The 19984-nt window shown below is 57.5% G+C and carries 17 protein-coding genes and 2 tRNA genes; 3 read left to right on the top strand and 16 right to left on the bottom strand.

Going from position 1 to position 19984, the window contains the following annotated elements; genetic code table 11:
- Nucleotides 1-12: 12 nt before the first annotated feature.
- Nucleotides 13-2991 (top strand): DUF748 domain-containing protein, encoded by a 2979-nt coding sequence (locus tag AC0IXS_RS18995; RefSeq protein WP_471825440.1) that lies wholly within the window; start codon nt 13-15, stop codon nt 2989-2991.
- Between the two features lie 50 nt (nt 2992-3041).
- Nucleotides 3042-3320 carry a DUF2845 domain-containing protein gene (locus AC0IXS_RS18990; RefSeq protein ID WP_050575688.1) on the top strand — a complete coding sequence of 93 codons (279 nt, stop codon included), beginning with the start codon at nt 3042-3044 and terminating at the stop codon, nt 3318-3320.
- A 138-nt stretch (nt 3321-3458) separates the two neighbouring features.
- Here AC0IXS_RS18990 and AC0IXS_RS18985 read toward each other — a convergent pair whose 3' ends face one another.
- The 16 genes from AC0IXS_RS18985 to rlmE all read right to left on the bottom strand — a co-directional run bounded on the left by AC0IXS_RS18985 (nt 3459) and on the right by rlmE (nt 19477).
- Nucleotides 3459-3812, bottom strand: a complete 354-nt coding sequence (locus AC0IXS_RS18985; protein WP_004879967.1) for a BON domain-containing protein — start codon at nt 3810-3812, stop codon at nt 3459-3461.
- Nucleotides 3813-4098: 286 nt separating this feature from the next.
- A complete protein-coding gene (pnp, locus tag AC0IXS_RS18980; protein WP_004879969.1) occupies nt 4099-6204 on the bottom strand; it encodes a polyribonucleotide nucleotidyltransferase in 2106 nt (701 codons plus the stop codon).
- Nucleotides 6205-6379: 175 nt separating this feature from the next.
- Nucleotides 6380-6649, bottom strand: a complete 270-nt coding sequence (gene rpsO / locus AC0IXS_RS18975; RefSeq protein ID WP_002555121.1) for a 30S ribosomal protein S15 — start codon at nt 6647-6649, stop codon at nt 6380-6382.
- Between the two features lie 159 nt (nt 6650-6808).
- Entirely contained in the window at nt 6809-7726 is a 918-nt protein-coding gene (gene truB / locus AC0IXS_RS18970; protein WP_004879971.1) for a tRNA pseudouridine(55) synthase TruB, read from the bottom strand.
- A 3-nt stretch (nt 7727-7729) separates the two neighbouring features.
- Complete coding sequence (gene rbfA, locus AC0IXS_RS18965; RefSeq protein WP_004879974.1) at nt 7730-8146, bottom strand: 30S ribosome-binding factor RbfA; 417 nt, start codon at nt 8144-8146, stop codon at nt 7730-7732.
- Between the two features lie 159 nt (nt 8147-8305).
- Nucleotides 8306-10840: a translation initiation factor IF-2 gene (infB, locus tag AC0IXS_RS18960; protein ID WP_057408767.1), complete on the bottom strand. Its 2535-nt coding sequence runs from the start codon at nt 10838-10840 to the stop codon at nt 8306-8308.
- 27 nt (nt 10841-10867) lie between these two features.
- Complete coding sequence (gene nusA / locus AC0IXS_RS18955; protein ID WP_004879977.1) at nt 10868-12349, bottom strand: transcription termination factor NusA; 1482 nt, start codon at nt 12347-12349, stop codon at nt 10868-10870.
- Between the two features lie 59 nt (nt 12350-12408).
- Complete coding sequence (gene rimP / locus AC0IXS_RS18950; protein ID WP_004879978.1) at nt 12409-12867, bottom strand: ribosome maturation factor RimP; 459 nt, start codon at nt 12865-12867, stop codon at nt 12409-12411.
- A gap of 130 nt (nt 12868-12997) precedes the next feature.
- A tRNA-Met gene (locus AC0IXS_RS18945) sits at nt 12998-13074 on the bottom strand.
- 96 nt (nt 13075-13170) lie between these two features.
- Nucleotides 13171-13256, bottom strand: a tRNA-Leu gene (locus tag AC0IXS_RS18940).
- Between the two features lie 45 nt (nt 13257-13301).
- The gene (gene secG / locus AC0IXS_RS18935; RefSeq protein ID WP_004879981.1) at nt 13302-13682 is read right to left on the bottom strand and encodes a preprotein translocase subunit SecG; all 381 of its coding nucleotides are present in this window, start codon (nt 13680-13682) and stop codon (nt 13302-13304) included.
- Nucleotides 13683-13686: 4 nt separating this feature from the next.
- Entirely contained in the window at nt 13687-14442 is a 756-nt protein-coding gene (tpiA, locus tag AC0IXS_RS18930; RefSeq protein ID WP_069143061.1) for a triose-phosphate isomerase, read from the bottom strand.
- Nucleotides 14443-14508: 66 nt separating this feature from the next.
- Nucleotides 14509-15852, bottom strand: coding sequence for a phosphoglucosamine mutase (glmM, locus tag AC0IXS_RS18925; RefSeq protein WP_191957539.1), 1344 nt, complete (start codon nt 15850-15852; stop codon nt 14509-14511).
- 16 nt (nt 15853-15868) lie between these two features.
- Nucleotides 15869-16720, bottom strand: coding sequence for a dihydropteroate synthase (gene folP, locus AC0IXS_RS18920; RefSeq protein WP_057408770.1), 852 nt, complete (start codon nt 16718-16720; stop codon nt 15869-15871).
- A gap of 8 nt (nt 16721-16728) precedes the next feature.
- Entirely contained in the window at nt 16729-18633 is a 1905-nt protein-coding gene (ftsH, locus tag AC0IXS_RS18915) for an ATP-dependent zinc metalloprotease FtsH (RefSeq protein ID WP_004879987.1), read from the bottom strand.
- Between the two features lie 193 nt (nt 18634-18826).
- Nucleotides 18827-19477, bottom strand: a complete 651-nt coding sequence (gene rlmE / locus AC0IXS_RS18910; RefSeq protein ID WP_004879989.1) for a 23S rRNA (uridine(2552)-2'-O)-methyltransferase RlmE — start codon at nt 19475-19477, stop codon at nt 18827-18829.
- Between the two features lie 104 nt (nt 19478-19581).
- Between rlmE and AC0IXS_RS18905 the strand changes: the two genes are divergently transcribed.
- Nucleotides 19582-19890, top strand: a complete 309-nt coding sequence (locus AC0IXS_RS18905) for a YhbY family RNA-binding protein (protein WP_004879990.1) — start codon at nt 19582-19584, stop codon at nt 19888-19890.
- The last annotated feature ends 94 nt before the right edge of the window (nt 19891-19984 follow it).

Genomic DNA, 19984 nt, shown 5'->3' with positions numbered 1-19984 from the left:
ACGCCGTAGCCCATGTCCAGAGGATTGAAAATCACGTTTGGCTCCCTGCTGACTGTGATCGTGCTCTACAGCCTGTTGGGGTTTTTCATCCTTCCGGGGATCGCCTTGCGAATCGCCAATCAGCAACTGGCGAATTATTCGACGGCGCCCGCAAAAATCGAGCGTCTGGAGTTCAACCCTTACACACTCGAGCTGACCCTGTGGGGCCTCAACATCGGCACGCCAGGCCAGGAGCAGATCGCCTTCGAGAAGCTTTACGCCAATCTTCAGCTCGACAGCCTCTGGACCCGTGCCCTGCACCTGCAACGCATTGAACTGCTCCAGCCAAAGACCGAATTGCTGTTCGACAAGCAAGGCAAGCTGAACCTGGCGCAACTGTTTACATTCCCTGCCAGTGAGCCCGTCAAGGACGAACCACCGGGCAAACCGTTTCCGCTGCGTATCGACGAAATAAAACTGGCTGACGGTTACCTGCATTTCCGCGACCTGCGCCCCAGCGAACCCATCGAGTTTCTTTACGACAAGCTGAACTTCGAGCTGAAGAACCTCAGCACCTTGCCCGAAGACAACGCCGACATGACTCTGGTCGCGGCAGGCCCTGATGGCGGGCAGATCGACTGGGTGGGACGCATCAGCATCGTGCCGATCACCTCTGAAGGCACCCTGAAAGTCACTGACGGCAAGATGAAACTCTGGTGGCCTTACGTTCGCGACGCCCTGCCTCTGGCGCTTCAGGACGGCGTGCTGAATTTCAGCACCGCTTACACACTTGATCTATCCAGGGAAACCGAACTCAAGCTGACCAACCTCTCGGCCAGCGTAGCGCCATTCGGGCTCAATGCACCGGACGGCCGCCCACTGGTGCGTCTCAAGCGTCTGGATGTCAGCGAAACCACGGTTGATCTGGCGCGGCAACACGTCAATGTCGGAAAAATCCGCAGCCAGGGCCTTGAAACCTGGGCAGCCCGTGAAGCGGACGGTCAGTTGGACTGGCAGAAGCTGTTTGCCAGCAAGCCCGGCAAACCCGCGGCACCGCAGAAACCACCGGTCGATGAGAAAGCTGCAGAGCCTGCGCCGGTCACCGACGCCTCGGCCAAGGCGACCGCCAGCTCCGGCAAGCCAGCAAAACCGTGGCAGGTAGTGCTGCGCGATGTTCAGCTTCGCAATTATCAGGTCCATCTGGCAGACCGCGTGCCCACAGAGCCTGTACTTCTGGATGTAGGCCCGCAGAATCTGGATGTGCAGAACTTCGACAGCCTCAACACGTCGCCTTTCACCCTCAAGCTCGACACCGGCCTGGGCAAGCAAGGCAATCTGACGGCGGCTGGCGAGGTCAATCTGAACCCGGTCACGGCGCGGTTGAACGTCACTACCCGTGACATCGATCTGCGACTGGCGCAGTCCTACATCAGCCCGTTCATCAAGCTTGAAATGCGCAGCGGCATGCTGGGCAGTGATCTCGCCGTCAACCTGAAAAGCACCGAACCGCTGGCGTTCAGCGTGACTGGCAAGGCACAAGTCAGTCAGCTCCATACGCTTGATACCCTCAAGCAGCGCGATTTCCTCAAATGGGAGAAGCTTGATCTGGAGGGCCTGGACTATCAGCATGGCACCAGCCTGTCGATTGCCAAGGTCAACATGCTGCAGCCTTACGCGCGTTTCATGATCAACGACGACCGCACCACCAACGTTGACGACCTACTGATTCCACAGCCTGAAGATAAAAAACCGGCGACGACGTCGAAAACCACTGCCAAAAACACACCCAAAGCTCCCAAAGAGAATCCTCTGGGGATTTACGTGGGTGAAGTGAACATCAAGGACGGCTCAGCCAATTTTGCCGACCTGACGCTGACGCCGAACTTCTCCACGGCCGTGCAGCAGCTCAACGGACGCATTGGCACCATCGACAATCGCCAGTCAAAACCGGCTCCGGTGAATATCGAAGGCAAGGTCGATCGCTACGCGCCAGTCACGATCAAAGGCAGTCTCAATCCGTTCGACCCAATGGCCAGTCTGGACATCGCGACCAGCTTCAAACGCGTCGAACTGACAACGCTGACGCCCTACTCGGGCAAGTTCGCCGGCTTCAGGATCCGCAAGGGTCGACTCAATCTTGACTTGCACTACCTGATCACCAATGGCCAATTGAAGGCGCAGAACAAGGTGCTGGTGGAGCAACTGCAGTTGGGCGAAAAAGTGGACAGCCCGGATGCGGTCGATCTGCCGATCCGTCTCGCGGTCGCGCTGCTCAAGGACACTCAGGGCCGCATCTCCATTGAACTGCCGATTGAGGGTGATCTGAACAACCCGCAATTCAGCGTGATGCCGATTGTATGGCAGACGTTGCGCAATCTGGTGCTGCGCGCGGCTCAGGCGCCGTTCAAGATGCTGGGCGGTCTGGTATCCGGTGGCAGCTCCGAGGACCTCGGTAACGTGAGTTTTGCGCCCGGCTCAAGCGACCTGAGCGCGAACACGCAAAAGGCGCTGGACAAGCTCTCTGCCGCCCTCAAGGAGCGTCCGACCCTGAAGCTTGAGATCGAAGGTACCAGCGCGGCCAGCAGCGACGGCCCGCTGATCGCTCGGCAGCGGCTGGAGCGTGAGTATCAAGCCACCTACTACAAGATCCTGCAGCGTCGCGGCGACAAAGTGCCTGCCAAGGCAGCGCTGCTACAAGTGCCGGAAGACGAGAAGGCACCCATGCTGGAAGGCATCTACCGGGCGCGCCTGAAACAGCAGTCACCGGCCGAGTGGGCAAACCTGGGCAAGGAAGAACGCACCAACCAGATGCGTGCCGCCATGCTCAAGTTCTGGAGCGGCAATGAAGTCCTGTTACGCGAGCTGGGACAGAACCGCGCCAGCAGCATCAAGGATTATCTGGTCGACAAAGGAAAGCTCGAGGATGAGCGCGTCTACTTCGTCGACGCCCGCCTGGGTCAGGCGCAGGCGGACGGCAGTGTCATCAGCCCGCTGCATCTGGATAGCGAGTAACTACCTTGCACAAGCCACTTCGATTCTCGCTGTACCTAGCCCTTCTCGTGATGACCGGGGCAGCCACGCCCAACGCTCAGGCGGCTTCGACCTTGCGTTGCGGCAGCCAGTTGGTCAGTACAGGAGACAGAACCTTCGAGGTTCAGCAGAAATGCGGCGAGCCTGTCAGTCAGCAGGTGGTGAGCAGCAAAGAGGTCGTGAATTACTACCGTCAAACCGAAGAAGTCATTGTTGAAGAATGGGTCTACGGCCCCAGCCATGGCATGTATCAGTACTTGCGTTTTGTGGGCGGCCGACTGACCGAAATCCAGAGCAAGCGCGGCAACTGATTCTTTTATTACCTTTTCCTTTCCCACAATAGAACAGGCCCCGACTCAAGAGCCGGGGCCTGTAATGGCTACATCCTTGTAGCCTCGCATGAACTTTCCATCGGTCAGATGACTGGGATGCTCATGGGCAGAAGCTGATTACTCAGCTTTCAGGCCAGCGGCGGAAACGTCTTTCACGCCTTTGATTTTCTTGGTGATTTCAACAGCCATTTTCTTCTGGCTATCGGTCACAGCGACTGTCGAGGACAGGGAAACCACGCCTTTGTTGGTCTCAACCTTGATGTCCGAACCTGGGATGCCTTTTTCAGTCAGCAGGTCAGCTTTGACTTTGGTGGTGATCCAGGTGTCAGAGGTATCTTCTTTGACTTCTTGAGTGGTGGTGTTAGCTGCCAGAACCATTGGAGATTGAACAGCGGTCTGTGCGAAAGCGGCGCCAGCCATGGTCAGAGTCAGGGTAGTAGCGGTAGCAGCAGCGATAACGAACTTCTTCATACGATAACTCCTGTTTTTCTCAAAATCTGCGCCAGCGTGTGGCGGCAGGGTTAACAGGTATATCGCAAGGGGTGTGCCAATCTCCGAAAGCTTGATAAAACCAATAAAATCAATGAGTTAAAAATTAAGCCATTTTGCGAAATCGTGCAGATTGCCCGCTTCGTCTCGTTTACGCATGCAAGATGCATGTTTGAATCATGCTGCGTGGAGCATGGTCCTGTAAGCCTTTAATTGCGCTGATAAAAAAAGGACCCCGAAGGGTCCTTTTTCAATGCCGCCTGATCAATCAGACGCCGGATGCTTTCGCAGCGGCTACGTCCTTGATCGACAGTTTGATACGGCCGCGGTTGTCCACGTCCAGTACCAGTACTTCAACTTCCTGACCTTCTTTCAGAATGTCGGTCACTTTCTCGACGCGAGCATCGCTCAGCATGGAGATGTGAACCAGACCGTCCTTGCCAGGCAGGATGTTAACGAATGCGCCGAAATCGACGATGCGCTCAACCTTGCCGACATAGATCTTGCCGATTTCCGCTTCTGCAGTGATACCCAGAACGCGCTGACGAGCTGCCTCGGCCGCTTCCTTGGATTCACCGAAGATCTTGATCGAGCCGTCGTCTTCGATATCGATCGAAGCCTTGGTCTCTTCACAGATTGCACGGATGGTCGCGCCGCCTTTACCGATGACGTCACGGATCTTGTCGGTGTCGATCTTCATCGCGATCATGGTCGGAGCGTTGGCCGATAGTTCGGTACGCGACTGACCGATGATCTGGTTCATCTGACCGAGGATGTTCAGGCGAGCTTCCAGGGCCTGGCCCAGGGCGATCTCCATGATCTCTTCGGTGATGCCCTTGATCTTGATGTCCATCTGCAGCGCGGTGACACCTTTGGCGGTACCGGCTACCTTGAAGTCCATGTCGCCCAGGTGGTCTTCGTCACCCAGGATGTCGGTCAGAACAGCGAACTTCTCGCCTTCCTTGACCAGACCCATGGCGATACCGGCAACCGGCGCCTTCATCGGCACACCGGCGTCCATCAGTGCCAGGGATGCACCGCAGACCGAAGCCATGGAGCTGGAGCCGTTGGACTCGGTGATTTCCGATACAACACGAATGGTGTAAGGGAACACATCGGCGCCCGGCAGCATGGCCTGTACGCTGCGGCGTGCCAGACGGCCGTGACCGATTTCGCGACGGCCTGCGCCACCCATGCGACCACACTCGCCCACCGAGAACGGAGGGAAGTTGTAGTGCAGCATGAAGGGGTCTTTCTTCTCGCCTTCAAGGGTGTCGAGCAGTTGTGCGTCACGCGCGGTACCCAGCGTGGCAACGACCAGTGCCTGGGTTTCGCCACGGGTGAACAGTGCCGAACCGTGAGTCTTCGGCAGAACGCCGACTTCGATGTTCAGAGGACGAACGGTGCGGGTGTCACGGCCATCGATACGCGGCTTGCCGTTGACAATGTTCTCGCGAACGGTGCGGTATTCGATTTCACCGAAAGCGGCTTTGACTTCGCTGGCAGACGGGCTGCCCTCTTCAACAGCCAGCTTGGCAACGATCTGCTCACGCAGCTCGCCCAGACGCGCGTAACGGTCGGCCTTGATGGTGATGGTGTAAGCCTGGGAGATCGCTTCACCGAACTCGGCACGGATCGCGCCCAGCAGTGCAGTCGCTTCAGGCTTTGGCTGCCAGGTCCAGGTAGGCTTGGCGGCTTCGGCAGCCAGCTCCTTGACGGCATTGATCACAACCTGGAACTCGTCGTGTGCGAACAGCACAGCGCCCAGCATCTGGTCTTCGGTCAGTTCCTTGGCTTCCGATTCAACCATCAGAACGGCTTCGGAAGTGCCGGCTACAACCATGTCCAGGCTCGACGCCTGAAGCTGCTCGTAAGTCGGGTTCAGCAGGTAGCCGGTGCTTTCATGGAAAGCAACGCGCGCAGCGCCGACCGGGCCGTCGAACGGAATGCCGGAGATCGCCAGGGCAGCCGAAGTACCGATCATCGCAGCGATGTCCGGATCGGTTTTCTTGCTGGTGGAAACGACGGTGCAGACAACCTGCACTTCGTTCATGAAGCCTTCAGGGAACAGTGGGCGGATCGGGCGATCGATCAGACGCGAGGTGAGGGTTTCTTTCTCGGAAGGACGGCCTTCACGCTTGAAGAAACCGCCAGGAATTTTGCCGGCAGCGTAGGTCTTTTCCTGATAGTGCACAGACAGGGGGAAGAAGCCTTTGCTGGCGTCGGCTTGCTTGGCGCCGACAACAGTCACCAACACGCTGACGTCGTCGTCAACGGTGACCAATACTGCGCCGGAGGCCTGACGGGCGATACGGCCTGTCTCGAGGGTTACGGTCGATTGACCGAACTGAAACTTCTTGATTACCGGGTTCACGGTTTCCTACCTTTCTTTGTGGCTCTTGGGGAACTGGTTTCTTGCGAATTCTTGGGCAGCGTGGGGAATCGGCCCCTTCCACAGTCCAGATAAAACTTGAGGCTGGGAGCCTGCCCGAACCACCGGGTAAACCCGATGATTCGCGACAGACAACCAACCTCTAGCAACGTCGTTATTAGCGACGCAGACCCAGACGACCGATCAGGGCGCTGTAACGGCTAACGTCCTTACCTTTCAAGTAATCCAGCAGCTTGCGGCGCTGGTTTACCATACGGATCAGACCACGACGCGAGTGGTGGTCCTTACCGTTGGCCTTGAAGTGGCCTTGCAGTTTGTTGATGTTGGCGGTCAGCAGTGCAACTTGCACTTCTGGCGAACCAGTGTCACCAACAGCTTGCTGGTAGTCGGTTACGATCTGAGCTTTTTCTTCAACGCTGAGTGCCATGTGGGCAATCCTTTTATTCAAGGAACCGCTTCCGAAGAAACGTTTCCAACAGGCCGAGGACAGATCCTCGTATTAAAAAAAGAGGCTTGACCGTGCCTGTTGACAGCCATCCTCGCTCCCTTCCATCTGCAGGCTAGCCTGACGATGGACGGGTTCCGGTCACTCTGACCGAATCAATCGACGCGGCGCAATACGCCCGTCTTCACTGACCTCACCGATACCGATGAAGCGACCTTCATGATCCTGCACCCGCACCATGCCGAACTTTGGCGCGTCCGGTGCTCTCACTGGCTGACCATGCAACCAGTAGAACGAACTGTGCTCCGAAAACTTCAGCAGCGGCCAGTCCAGCAGGCCACTGTCCGAAGGCATCAGAAAGCGGTCAACCGCTTCATTGCCACCGTCGGCATGCACCTGCTCAAGCTCTTCCAGCGTGACCGTCTGGGCCAGACTGAAGGGTCCGGCCTGGGTACGACGCAGTTCTGCGACGTAGGCACCACAACCGAGCTGCTCACCGATATCCTCGACCAGGGTCCGGATATAGGTGCCTTTGCTGCAATCGACCGACAGACGTGCCGTGTCGCCTTCGCAGGCAAGCAATTCCAAGCGCGCAATAGTAACAGAACGGGGCTCGCGCTCCACTACTTCCCCTGCACGTGCCAGCTTGTAAAGAGGCTGTCCGTCCCGCTTGAGGGCGGAGTACATCGGCGGTATCTGGCTGATTTGCCCACGAAAAGCGGGCAATGCGGCTTCGATATCGTCACGACCAACGGTCACGGGACGCGTCAGCAGAACATCGCCTTCGGAGTCGCCCGTGGTCGTGGTCTTGCCGAGTTGCATCATGGTTTCGTAGGACTTGTCCGAATCGAGCAGGTATTGCGAAAACTTGGTGGCCTCACCGAAGCACAAGGGCAATACACCCGTTGCCAGCGGATCGAGGCTGCCAGTGTGGCCAGCCTTCTCGGCATTGAGCAACCAGCGAACCTTCTGCAGGGCCGCGTTGGAGGTAAAACCCAGCGGCTTGTCGAGCAGGATGATCCCGCTGACGTTGCGGCGTATACGCTTGACCTGAGCCACCCTTTACTCCTCGGTACTTTCAGGCTTGACGCCTTGTGGCGCAGAACCTTCCTGGTGCTGCCCGTCTTCGGCCACGGCCCGCTCGATCAATGCCGAGAGGTGGGCGCCACGCACGACGCTTTCGTCGTAGTGGAAGTGCAACTGCGGCACGCTGCGCAGCTTCATTTCACGCGCCAGCTGCATGCGCAGGAAGCCTGCGGCAGAGTTGAGCACCTTGATGCTCTGCGCGATTTCCTCAGCGCTGTCCTGGCCCATGACGGTCATGAAAATCTTGGCATGACCCACGTCGCGGCTGACATCGACAGCGGTGATGGTGACCAGACCCACACGAGGGTCCTTGATTTCGCGACGGATCAGCTGAGCCAGCTCGCGCTGCATCTGATCGCCAATACGTTGGGTGCGGCTATATTCTTTTGCCATGTTTGTTACCTGTTACTGATCCGGGACCAAACCCTGACAGTCTGAAAGCGGCAAACGCCCGGCCTGACAAATGCCAGACCGGGCGTTGCGTTGAGAGCCCATGATGAAGACAGCGGCATTTGCATGCGATGTTTCACCATGGCTCCTGAAGCTCGCGATTTAGAGGCTGCGAGCCACTTGGACCTTCTCGAAGACTTCGATCTTGTCACCGACCTTGACGTCGTTGTAGCTCTTGACGCCGATACCGCATTCCATGCCGGCACGCACTTCGGCAGCGTCGTCCTTGAAGCGGCGCAGGGATTCCAGCTCGCCTTCAAAGATAACGATGTCTTCACGCAGTACGCGGATTGGACGGTTACGGTGAACAACGCCTTCCAGCACCATACAACCTGCGATCGCGCCGAATTTCGGCGAACGGAACACATCACGGACTTCGGCGATACCCAGGATGTTCTCCCGGACGTCGCTGCCAAGCATGCCGGTGAGGGCCTTCTTGACGTCTTCGATGATGTCGTAGATCACGTTGTAGTAACGCATGTCCAGACCTTCCTGCTCGACGATCTTGCGAGCGCCGGCATCGGCACGCACGTTGAAGCCGAACAGTACAGCGTTGGAGGCCAGTGCCAGATTGGCGTCGCTCTCGGTGATACCACCGACACCGCCACCGACTACGCGCACTTGCACTTCATCGTTACCCAGGCCGCCGAGGGCGCCCTGCAATGCTTCCAGAGAACCGCGGACGTCGGATTTGAGGACGATGTTGAGCGTCTTCTTCTCTTCCTGACCCATGTTCTCGAAGATGTTTTCGAGCTTGCCGGCATGAGCGCGAGCCAGTTTGACCTCGCGGAACTTGCCTTGGCGGAACAGCGCGACTTCACGGGCTTTCTTCTCGTCAGCCAGTACAGACATCTCGTCGCCAGCGTCCGGCGTGCCATCAAGACCCAGGATTTCGACCGGAATCGAAGGACCTGCTTCTTTGACCGGCTTGCCGTTCTCGTCGAGCATGGCGCGGATACGACCGAAGTTCGAACCGACCAGAACCATGTCGCCCTGACGCAGCGTACCGTCCTGAACCAGAACCGTCGCAACAGGGCCACGGCCCTTGTCCAGACGGGACTCGACAACCACACCACGGCCAGGAGCCGACGGCGTTGCCTTGAGTTCCAGAACTTCGGCCTGCAGCAGAACGGCTTCGAGCAGTTCGTCAACGCCGGTACCCATCTTGGCGGAGACCGATACGAATGGCGTATCACCGCCCCACTCTTCGGATGTCACGCCATGAACCGACAATTCGCTACGGATGCGATCGAGATCTGCGCCCGGCTTGTCGATCTTGTTCACGGCAACCACCAGAGGCACGCCAGCAGCCACAGCATGCTGAACCGCTTCGATGGTCTGTGGCATCACGCCGTCGTCCGCCGCAACCACCAGGATCACGATGTCCGTCGCCTTGGCACCACGGGCACGCATTGCGGTAAACGCAGCGTGGCCCGGGGTGTCGAGGAAGGTAACCATGCCGCGTTCGGTTTCAACGTGGTAGGCACCGATGTGCTGGGTGATACCACCGGCTTCGCCAGCAGCGACCTTGGCACGACGAATGTAGTCGAGCAGGGAAGTCTTACCGTGGTCAACGTGGCCCATTACGGTCACGACAGGTGCACGGGAGAACGTCTCGCCTTCGAACTTCAGCGATTCAGCCAGGGAATCTTCCAGGGCATTGTCGCTGACCAGCGTGACCTTGTGGCCCAGCTCTTCGGCGATCAACTGGGCAGTTTCCTGATCCAGTACCTGGTTGATGGTCACCGGAGTGCCCATCTTGAACATGAACTTGATGACTTCGGCAGCCTTGACCGACATCTGCGCGGACAATTCGCCGACAGTGATGGTCTCGCCGATGGCAACGTCACGAACCACAGGGCCGGTAGGGCTCTGGAAACCGTGCGCATTGCGCTTCTTCAGCTTGGACTTGCCACGACCACCACGACGGAAACCATCGCTTTCTTCGTCGGTAGTGCGAGGGGCAACGCGTGGAGCCGGAGCCTTCTCTTTGACCGAAGCGCGATGAGGCGCGTTCTTGCGGTCGCCATCGCCACCACGGGCATTGCGATCATCGGCGCGCGGCTTGTCCGGGCGACGCTGGTCGTCACGCTTGCGGACTTCAACAGTCGGCGTTGCGTTCGGATGTGCCGGAGCAGGAGCAGCCGACGCTTCACGCGCAGGCTCGGCAGCGACAACAGGCTGGGCAGCTGCGGGTGCAGGTTGCTCGGCGGTCTGTGCAGCAGCAGGCTGGCGCGGCGCATCTTCTTCGCGACGCTTGGCTTCTTCTTCAGCCTTTTGACGTGCGGCATTTTCTACCGCACGGCGCTCGTCCATCTCACGCTTGCGCTCGGCTTCGATTTCTTCCGGGCTACGCTGTACGAAGACTTTCTTCTTGCGCACTTCAACGCTGATGCTCTTGCTGCCAGCAACGCGCAGGGTGCTGGTGGTCTTGCGCTGCAAAGTGATCTTGCGCGGCTCTTCCACCTTGGCCTTGTGACCGCTTTTCAAATGCGTCAACAGGGCTTGTTTTTCGTTATCGGTCACAACTTGCTCGGCGGCGGTGTGCGGCAGACCTGCCTCACGCATCTGCTGTAACAGGCGCTCTACCGGTGTGTCGACCACTTTGGCCAGTTCTTTCACCGTGACTTGCGTCATGCACTTCTCTCCTCAGGCCGCGCCTACTTACTCGAACCAATGGGCTCGGGCGGCCATGATCAACTTGCCGGCACGATCATCGTCAATGCCGTCGATGTCGAGCAGGTCATCTATAGACTGCTCGGCCAGGTCTTCGCGGGTAACTACGCCGCGCACCGCCAGTTCCATCGCCAAATCCTTGTCCATACCCTCAAGCGAGAGCAGGTCTTCGGCCGGATGGGCGTCTGCCAGCTTTTCCTCAGTAGCGATGGCTTTAGTCAACAAACGATCCTTGGCACGAGCGCGAAGCTCGTTGACGATGTCTTCGTCAAAGCCGTCGATGTTGAGCATTTCTTCCAACGGTACGTAGGCAATCTCTTCCAGGCTGGTAAAACCTTCATCAACCAGAACCTGTGCCAGTTCTTCATCGACTTCCAGCTCTTCGATGAAATTGCGCAGGATGTCACCGGTTTCAGCTTGCTGCTTGGCCTGGATGTCCGATTCGGTCATTACGTTCAGGGTCCAGCCAGTCAACTGACTTGCCAGACGCACGTTCTGACCGCCACGACCAATCGCCTGGGCCAGGTTGTCCGCGCCAACCGCGATGTCCATTGCATGCGCATCTTCATCTACGATGATTGCCGCTACTTCAGCAGGGGACATTGCATTGATCACGAACTGTGCCGGGTTATCGTCCCAAAGCACGATATCCACACGCTCGCCACCCAGCTCGCCGGAAACGGCCTGAACTCGCGAACCACGCATGCCGATGCAGGCGCCTTGCGGATCGATTCGTTTGTCCTTGGAGCGAACAGCGATTTTTGCACGCGAACCCGGGTCACGGGAGGCAGCCATCACCTCGATCAGACCTTCGGCAATTTCCGGTACTTCGATACGGAAAAGCTCGATCAGCATCTCTGGCGCAGTACGCGACAGGATCAACTGAGGGCCGCGGTTTTCGGTGCGGATTTCCTTGAGCAGCGCTCGAACGCGAACACCCACCCGGAAAGTCTCCCGGGAAATGATGTCTTCACGAGCCAGCAGTGCTTCGGCATTGTTGCCAAGGTCAACGATGACATTGTCACGCGTAACCTTTTTGACAGTACCGGAAATGATTTCGCCCAGACGCTCGCGATAGGCGTCGACAACCTGAGCACGCTCAGCCTCACGAACCTTCTGCACAATGACTTGCTTGGCGGTCTGTGCGGCAATACGGCCGAACTCGATGGAGTCGATTTTCTCTTCGATCAGATCGCCAGCAACGGCGCCCGGCTTTTTGGCCTGGGCCTGATCAACTGCCAACTCGTAAGCCGGATCGTCCAGATCTTCGTCTTCGACCACTGTCCAGCGACGGAAAGTCTCGTAGTTACCCGTGTGACGGTTGATTTCCACACGCAGTTCAACTTCATCTTCAAAACGCTTCTTGGTAGCAGTGGCAAGCGCCAGCTCCAGTGCTTCGAAAATTACACCTGCCGGAACGCCCTTTTCATTGGACACCGACTCAACAACCAGCAGTACTTCTTTGCTCATCGTACGCCTCGCCTTTCGCAAGCCATTGGATCCGCGGGATCCGCAGTATCTGGCACGTCTCAGTCAAACGTGGGAATAATGTTGGCCTTGTCGATCAAGTCGATCGGCAACAGGTATTCGTGGTCTTCTACATGCACCACGACGTCCTGCTCCTCCACCCCGCGGAGAAGGCCTTGAAAGTTGCGTCGGCCATCGAAGGGCGAGCGCAGCTTTATTTTCACTTGTTCCCCAGCGTGCAAAGCAAACTGTTCAAGAGTGAACAGTGGGCGGTCCATGCCGGGAGAAGACACCTCAAGTGTGTATTCGGCAGCGATTGGATCTTCTACGTCCAAAACACCACTGATCTGGCGACTGACGATTTCGCAGTCCTCCACCAGAACACCACCTTCCTTGTCGATATAAATGCGCAGCAGTGAATGTCGGCCCTGGGAAAGAAACTCTATTCCCCAGCATTGATAGCCAAGAGCCTCGACCACCGGGGCCAACAAGGCCTGCAACTGTTCTAGCTTGCTCGACACCTGAACCCCCTCGTGCATGCTTTAAAAATAAAAAAATGGGCAAAAGCCCATCCATGAGAACGCCGCTGAACATCGACGTCATGTACTGTCCAGCTAACAAAAAGCCCCTGAAAAGGGGCTCCGCTAAAACTGGTTGCGGGGGCTGGATTTGAACCAACGACCTTCGGGTTATGAGCCCGACGAGCTACCAAGCTGCTCCACCCCGCGACAAAGCTGGGGCGGAAGTATACGACCGATCCATCTATGGGTCAATCGAACATCCACCTACAAGAAAGCCCGCTAGTGCGGGCTCTCCTGTTCAATTGGTACCGAGAAGGGGACTCGAACCCCTACACCCTATGGGCACAACCACCTCAAGGTTGCGTGTCTACCAATTCCACCACCTCGGCATTACAACTCTTTTTGGCGACCTCGAAAACATCGCCTGAATTCTTTTACTTCTGCTCTGGAGCCTGAGGTACGTCAGCTGGAACAACAGCTGGCTTTTGCCCTTCGAGCACCGGCACATCATCTGCCGCCGGCTTTTGCTTCACTTCCAGTACCGCTGGATCTGGCAACCCTACTTGAGTCAGCTGTTGAGCTTTCTCTTTAGCAAAGTAACCTAACCCCAAGCTGGTTATGAAAAAACATGCCGCAAGTATAGCAGTAAACTTACTCAGAAAGGTAGAGGTTCCTTGCCCTCCGAAGACAGTATTTGATGCACCCGCTCCGAAAGACGCACCTGCGTCCGCACCTTTACCCTGCTGCAGCAATACCAGAGCAACAACGCCCAGAGCGCCCAACAGATGAAAAACGACTACGACTGTTTCCAGCATTTTTTCAGTTTCCCGCGGCGCGACAGATCGCACCGAACTCATCTGCATTCAGGGAGGCACCACCAATGAGCCCCCCATCGATATCCGGCATGCTGAATAACTCGACCGCATTGGTCGACTTAACGCTGCCGCCATAAAGAAGTCGCACGCCTTGTGCGACTTCGGCATTCTTTTCCGCCAGCCTGGCGCGAATGGCTGCGTGAACTTCCTGCGCCTCTTCAGGCGAAGCAGTCAATCCGGTGCCAATGGCCCAGACCGGCTCGTACGCGATAACCGCATTCACGAACGCTTCAACACCAAACTCGGCAATGACGCTGTCCAGCTGGCGACCGACCACTTCAAGTGTCTGGCCCGCCTGACGCTCTTCCAGGGTTTCACCAATGCAAAGCACCGGCGTAAGACCTTCAGCCTGGATGGCTGCAAACTTGCGATTAAGCACATCGTCCTGCTCGCCAATCAACTGACGACGCTCGGAGTGCCCTACCAACACCAGCTTGCAACCCGCATCAGCCAACTGACTCGATGCAACTTCGCCTGTCAGTGCGCCCTGCGCAGCCTGTATCGCTGCATCCTGAGCGCCGACGATGATCGACGTCGCTTCAAGCGCCTGAATCACCTGACCGATGAACAGACTCGAAGGCATCACGGCAACATCAACGTTGCCCGGCATCGATTGCAGAGCAAGACCCTTGATCAGCTCAGCGACGCTGGCGCGGGTACCGTGCATTTTCCAGTTACCAGCTACCATTGGGCGACGCATGCTACACCTCGTGGGTCAAAGTGGGCGCAGATGTTACCCAACACTTAGAGCACTGGCAAGCCGAAATCAGGCGCAAACTTCAGCAACCAGTTTTGCCAGCTCTTCGGCATGGGCCCTGACCTGGGATTCGTCTTCACCTTCGACCATGACGCGGACCAACGGCTCAGTACCGGACTTGCGTAGCAGAACCCTGCCACGCCCCGCCATTTGTTCGGTTACCCGTGCACAGGCCTCCTGAACGGACGGATGCGAAACGGGGTCGACACCGTCTCCACCAAAACGAACGTTGATCAGGATCTGTGGGCACTTGCGCAGCCTCAGACGCGCTTCCGCGAGACTGATGTCACTGCGACGCAATGCCAGAATCACCTGCAGCGCGGCGATAATCGCATCGCCCGTGGTGGCATGCTGGAAGCAGACGATATGCCCGGAATTCTCCCCACCGACCTGCCAGTTACGCTCAAGCAGCTCGGCGATGACATAACGGTCACCGACATTGGCGCGCACGAACGGAATATTCTGCTCGGCCAGGGCCAGCTCAAGACCCAGATTACTCATCAGCGTCCCGACCACTCCGCCCTGCAAGCGACCCCGCTCGTGCAGATCACGCGCGATGATGTACAGCAGTTCGTCACCGTCGACGATGGTGCCCGTGTGATCGACCATCAGGACCCGATCGCCATCACCGTCGAAGCCGATACCCATGTCAGCCTTCTCGGCCAGCACGGCAGCCTGTAGCGCCTCCATATGGGTAGAGCCACAGTCCTTGTTGATGTTGAGGCCATCAGGCTGAGCCGACAGCACGACAACCTGCGCACCCAGCTCACGAAACACATTGGGCGCGACCTTGTAAGTCGCACCGTGCGCGCAATCGATAACGACTTTCAAACCGGCAAAATCGGTACTGGTCGGAACACTGCTCTTGCAGAACTCGATGTAACGGCCAGCGGCGTCGTTGATGCGGGAGACCTTACCCAGGTTCTCGGACTCGGCAACGGTCATTGGCGCGTCGAGCAGTTCCTCGATCATCATTTCGATCTCGTCCGGCAGTTTCGTGCCCTGCCCGGAAAAGAACTTGATACCGTTGTCGTAATGAGGATTGTGCGAGGCGCTGATCACGATGCCAGCCTCGGCGTGGAAGGTGCGCGTCAGGTAGGCAATGGCAGGCGTGGGCATCGGACCCAGCAGCATCACATCGGCGCCGGCAGCGGACAACCCGGCCTCGAGTGCCGACTCGAACATGTAGCCGGAGATGCGCGTGTCCTTACCAACCAGGATCCGGCAGCTACCCAGCTTGCGGAAAGCCATGCCCGCCGCCCAGCCCAGCTTGAGCATGAAATCGGGAGTGATCGGGAACTGGCCAACACGACCGCGAATGCCGTCGGTTCCGAAATATTTTCTGGTAGTCATGGATGCCCCACTGTTGTTATTCAGCTGCTTCGACAGCTGCAATCATGCGCACCACGTCGGCCGTTTCGGCGACATCGTGCACACGCAAGATTCTTGCACCTTTGGTCATGGCCAGTGCGGCCAACGCCAACCCACCTATCAGTCGCTCGCCTACAGGACGCCCCAGAACCGCGCCGATCATGCTTTTGCGTGACACGCCCACAAGCAGCGGGCGACCCAGAGCATGCAGCGCTTCCATGTGCCTGAACAGACTGAGATTGTGCTCCAGCGTTTTCGCAAAGCCGAAACCGGGATCAAGAATGATACGGTCTTTGGGGATGCCTGCCGCCTCGCATCGCTCCATGCGATCAGCCAGGAAGGCACTCACTTCGCCAACGAGGTCCTGATAATGCGGATTATCCTGCATGTCGCCCGGCTCGCCCAGCATATGCATGAGACAGACCGGCAGACCGGTCGCTGCAGCCGCCTCCAGCGCACCTGGGCGCCGCAACGAGCGAACATCGTTGATAAGCCCGGCGCCCAGTCTGGCGGACTCGACGATAACCTCAGGGGTCGAGGTGTCAACGGAGATGATGACGTCCAGCTCTCGAGCAATGAGCTCGACAACCGGCGCGACACGATCGACTTCCTCGGAAGGCGAAACAGGACGAGCGCCTGGACGAGTGGATTCGCCCCCCACATCAATCAGCGTGGCGCCCGCAGCAACCATCTCTTGCGCATGACGCAAGGCCGCATCGAGCTGGCTGTAGCGGCCGCCGTCCGAAAAAGAGTCAGGGGTTGCATTGAGAATGCCCATCACATGCGTATGGGCCAAATCAAGAACCCGGTTGCCGCAAGGCAACCGGGTTGGGTACAGCGCAGAAGTCATGTCAGACCTTAATGTTCGGCAGCCGGGCCACCGATCGGTGTTTCCGGGCGTGGATCAGGGGTGATCGGCGTACCTTTGGTACCCGAACCGCCTTCCCAGTCACGCGGCTCGCGCGGCGGACGACCCGACATGATGTCGTCGATCTGATCGGCATCGATGGTTTCATACTTCATCAGCGCGTCTGCCATGGCATCGAGCTTGTCACGGTTGTCCGTAAGCAGCTGTTTCGCGGTGCCGTAGCAGAGATCGATGATGCTGCGAACCTCGGAGTCGATCAGCTTGGCCGTTTCTCCTGAGAAGTTGGAGTTCTGACTGCCGCCACGACCCAGATAACCGGCGTCTTCGTCCTCGGAATACATCAGAGGACCCAGCTTTTCCGACAGACCCCACTTGGTCACCATGTTCCGTGCAATCTGACTCGCACGCATGATGTCATTGGAAGCGCCAGTCGTGACGCCGTCAAAGCCAAGTGTCATCTCTTCAGCAATACGACCGCCGTACAGCGAGCAGATCTGACTGATCAGCGCACGCTTCGACAGGCTGTAACGATCTTCTTCCGGCAGGAACATGGTCACACCCAGCGCGCGACCGCGCGGGATGATCGACACCTTGTAAACCGGGTCATGCTCAGGCACCAGACGACCAACGATAGCGTGACCCGCTTCGTGGTAGGCCGTGTTCTGCTTTTCCTTCTCGGACATGACCATCGATTTGCGCTCGGCGCCCATCATGATCTTGTCCTTGGCCAGCTCGAACTCTTTCATCTCGACAATACGCTTGCCGGAGCGGGCAGCAAAGAGTGAAGCCTCGTTGACCAGGTTGGCCAGGTCGGCACCCGAGAAACCAGGTGTGCCACGAGCGATGACGCCAGGATTCACATCCTCGCCCATCGGAACCTTGCGCATGTGAACCTTGAGGATCTGTTCGCGACCACGGATGTCCGGCAGACCGACCACGACCTGACGGTCGAAACGGCCCGGACGCAGCAGCGCAGGGTCAAGTACATCAGGGCGGTTGGTCGCAGCGATGACGATGATGCCGTCATTCATTTCGAAACCGTCCATCTCTACCAGCAACTGGTTGAGGGTCTGCTCGCGCTCGTCATGACCACCGCCCATGCCGGCACCACGATGGCGACCGACAGCGTCGATTTCGTCAATGAAGATGATGCATGGCGCGTGCTTCTTGGCCTGTTCGAACATGTCACGGACGCGGCTCGCACCAACACCCACGAACATCTCAACGAAGTCGGAACCGGAAATGGTGAAGAACGGCACTTTCGCTTCGCCAGCGATGGCTTTGGCGATCAGCGTCTTGCCGGTACCCGGAGGACCGACCATCAGCACGCCGCGGGGAATTCGGCCACCCAGACGCTGGAACTTGCCCGGATCGCGAAGGAACTCAACGAGCTCGCCGACTTCTTCCTTGGCTTCGTCACAACCTGCAACGTCAGCCAGGGTGGTCTTGACCTGATCTTCGGACAGCAGACGCGCCTTGCTCTTGCCGAAGCTCATCGGGCCGCCTTTACCACCGGCTCCGCCCTGCATCTGGCGCATGAAGAACATGAAGACCGCGATGATCACCAGGATCGGAAAGCTGGCGACCAGCAACTGTGTCCAGATGCTCTGCTGCTCAGGCTGCTTGCCTTCAACAACCACGTTGTTGTCGACCAGATCGCCGATCAGACCGTTATCCTGAATGGCCGGACGAATGGTCTTGAAGGTATCGCCATCGCTGCGCTTGCCAGTGATGACGTAGCCGTCGACGGAAACCTTCTCAACCTTGCCATCCTTCACTTGCTGGATGAACTCGGAGTAATTGAGGGTCTGCGGCTCGTTCGGGCTGGAGAAGTTGTTCATCACCGTCACAAGGACAGCAGCGATGATCAACCACAGGATCAAATTCTTTGCCATATCGTTCAATTAGCTACCCTCTGAAGCAAGCTCCACGCAGCAAGCGTGCCTCGCATGATATTCACCGGCCTAACTTACTACAGAACCTACAGATGTGGCAGGCGACGTCTGTAACCCTTTGTGAAACTTTGACTACGCGATGTTCGAACATGCTGCATCGACAACGCTATTTAAAAAAAGCTATCGCTCTGTGTCAGAGACGCTCATCGCTTGCAGCGCCTTCGATGCCTTTGAAGCCACGCCCCAGCAGGTACTGCTCGCGGGAACGGTCGCGTGAGGACAAGGGTTTGCGCATCTGTACCTTGTCGAACAGCTTGCGAATGTCCTTGTGGTACACATCGAAACCCTCACCCTGGAAAACCTTGATGAGGAAATCGCCACCCGGACGCAGAACCCGCCCGGCCAGATCAAGCGCCAGTTCGCAAAGAAACATTGCACGCGGCATGTCGACAGCGCTCAATCCACTCATATTGGGGGCCATATCGGAAATCACAAGGTCTACCTGTGTATTACCGACTGCTTCCAGAATTTGCGCGAGCACAGCGTCTTCGGTGAAATCGCCCTGAATGAAGGTCACATCAGGGATGCTGTCCATCTCAAGGATGTCGGAAGCGATCAGGCGGCCTTGACCGCCAATCAGACGACTGGTCACCTGCGACCAGCCTCCAGGCGCGGCGCCGAGGTCGATCACGGTCATGCCGGGACGGATGATCTTGTCCTTTTCCTGGATCTCGAGAAGCTTGTAACTGGCACGCGAACGGTAGCCGTCCTTCTGCGCCATTTTGACGTACTTGTCGTCGAAGTGTTCTTTGAGCCAGTTATGGCTTGTCTTGGAACGGGCCACGGGGCACCTCAAAAATAAACGAGTCGTGATTAACTGGGCGGTCCCGGACTCGCTCGGGTAAACTGGCCGCCGCTTTTTACAAGATCAGACGCAGAGGTCAGATTATGCCGCTCACTCAAGAGCAGAAGAAACAATACAAATCCATTGGCCACCACCTGAAACCGGTATTGATCGTGGCTGACAATGGTTTGACTGAAGGTGTGCTGGCAGAGCTTGAACGCGCACTGAGCGATCACGAGCTGATCAAGATCAAGCTCAACATCCTCGACCGCGAAAGCCGCCTGCAGGCCATTGCAGAAATCTGCAAAGCCGGCTCGGCCGACCTGGTTCAGGTTATCGGCAAAATGGCGTTGATCTATCGCAAGAACCCAAAGGTAAACAAGCTGTTGTCCAACGTCCACCGCGCGCACTAAAAAAACAGAAGCCAGGGCCGCTTTCAGCGCGCCCTGCTCCTGATTCTCTCGCACCAAACTATCGAACAGGCTACCGCCAGATCCTTCAAGGCCA

The organism is Pseudomonas sp. AC016 (assembly GCF_979253365.1).
This window is presented reverse-complemented; position numbering and strand designations above follow the sequence as displayed.

Bases quoted from the DNA above. Each gene is read 5' to 3' on its own strand.
- AC0IXS_RS18905 (WP_004879990.1), top strand. From the start codon at position 19,582: ATGCCGCTCACTCAAGAGCAGAAGAAACAATACAAATCCATTGGCCAC.
- ftsH (WP_004879987.1), bottom strand. From the start codon at position 18,633: ATGGCAAAGAATTTGATCCTGTGGTTGATCATCGCTGCTGTCCTTGTG.
- folP (WP_057408770.1), bottom strand. From the start codon at position 16,720: ATGACTTCTGCGCTGTACCCAACCCGGTTGCCTTGCGGCAACCGGGTT.
- secG (WP_004879981.1), bottom strand. From the start codon at position 13,682: ATGCTGGAAACAGTCGTAGTCGTTTTTCATCTGTTGGGCGCTCTGGGC.
- infB (WP_057408767.1), bottom strand. From the start codon at position 10,840: ATGACGCAAGTCACGGTGAAAGAACTGGCCAAAGTGGTCGACACACCG.
- AC0IXS_RS18995 (WP_471825440.1), top strand. From the start codon at position 13: ATGTCCAGAGGATTGAAAATCACGTTTGGCTCCCTGCTGACTGTGATC.
- rbfA (WP_004879974.1), bottom strand. From the start codon at position 8,146: ATGGCAAAAGAATATAGCCGCACCCAACGTATTGGCGATCAGATGCAG.
- glmM (WP_191957539.1), bottom strand. From the start codon at position 15,852: ATGACTACCAGAAAATATTTCGGAACCGACGGCATTCGCGGTCGTGTT.
- AC0IXS_RS18985 (WP_004879967.1), bottom strand. From the start codon at position 3,812: ATGAAGAAGTTCGTTATCGCTGCTGCTACCGCTACTACCCTGACTCTG.
- AC0IXS_RS18990 (WP_050575688.1), top strand. From the start codon at position 3,042: ATGACCGGGGCAGCCACGCCCAACGCTCAGGCGGCTTCGACCTTGCGT.
- rpsO (WP_002555121.1), bottom strand. From the start codon at position 6,649: ATGGCACTCAGCGTTGAAGAAAAAGCTCAGATCGTAACCGACTACCAG.
- nusA (WP_004879977.1), bottom strand. From the start codon at position 12,349: ATGAGCAAAGAAGTACTGCTGGTTGTTGAGTCGGTGTCCAATGAAAAG.
- tpiA (WP_069143061.1), bottom strand. From the start codon at position 14,442: ATGCGTCGCCCAATGGTAGCTGGTAACTGGAAAATGCACGGTACCCGC.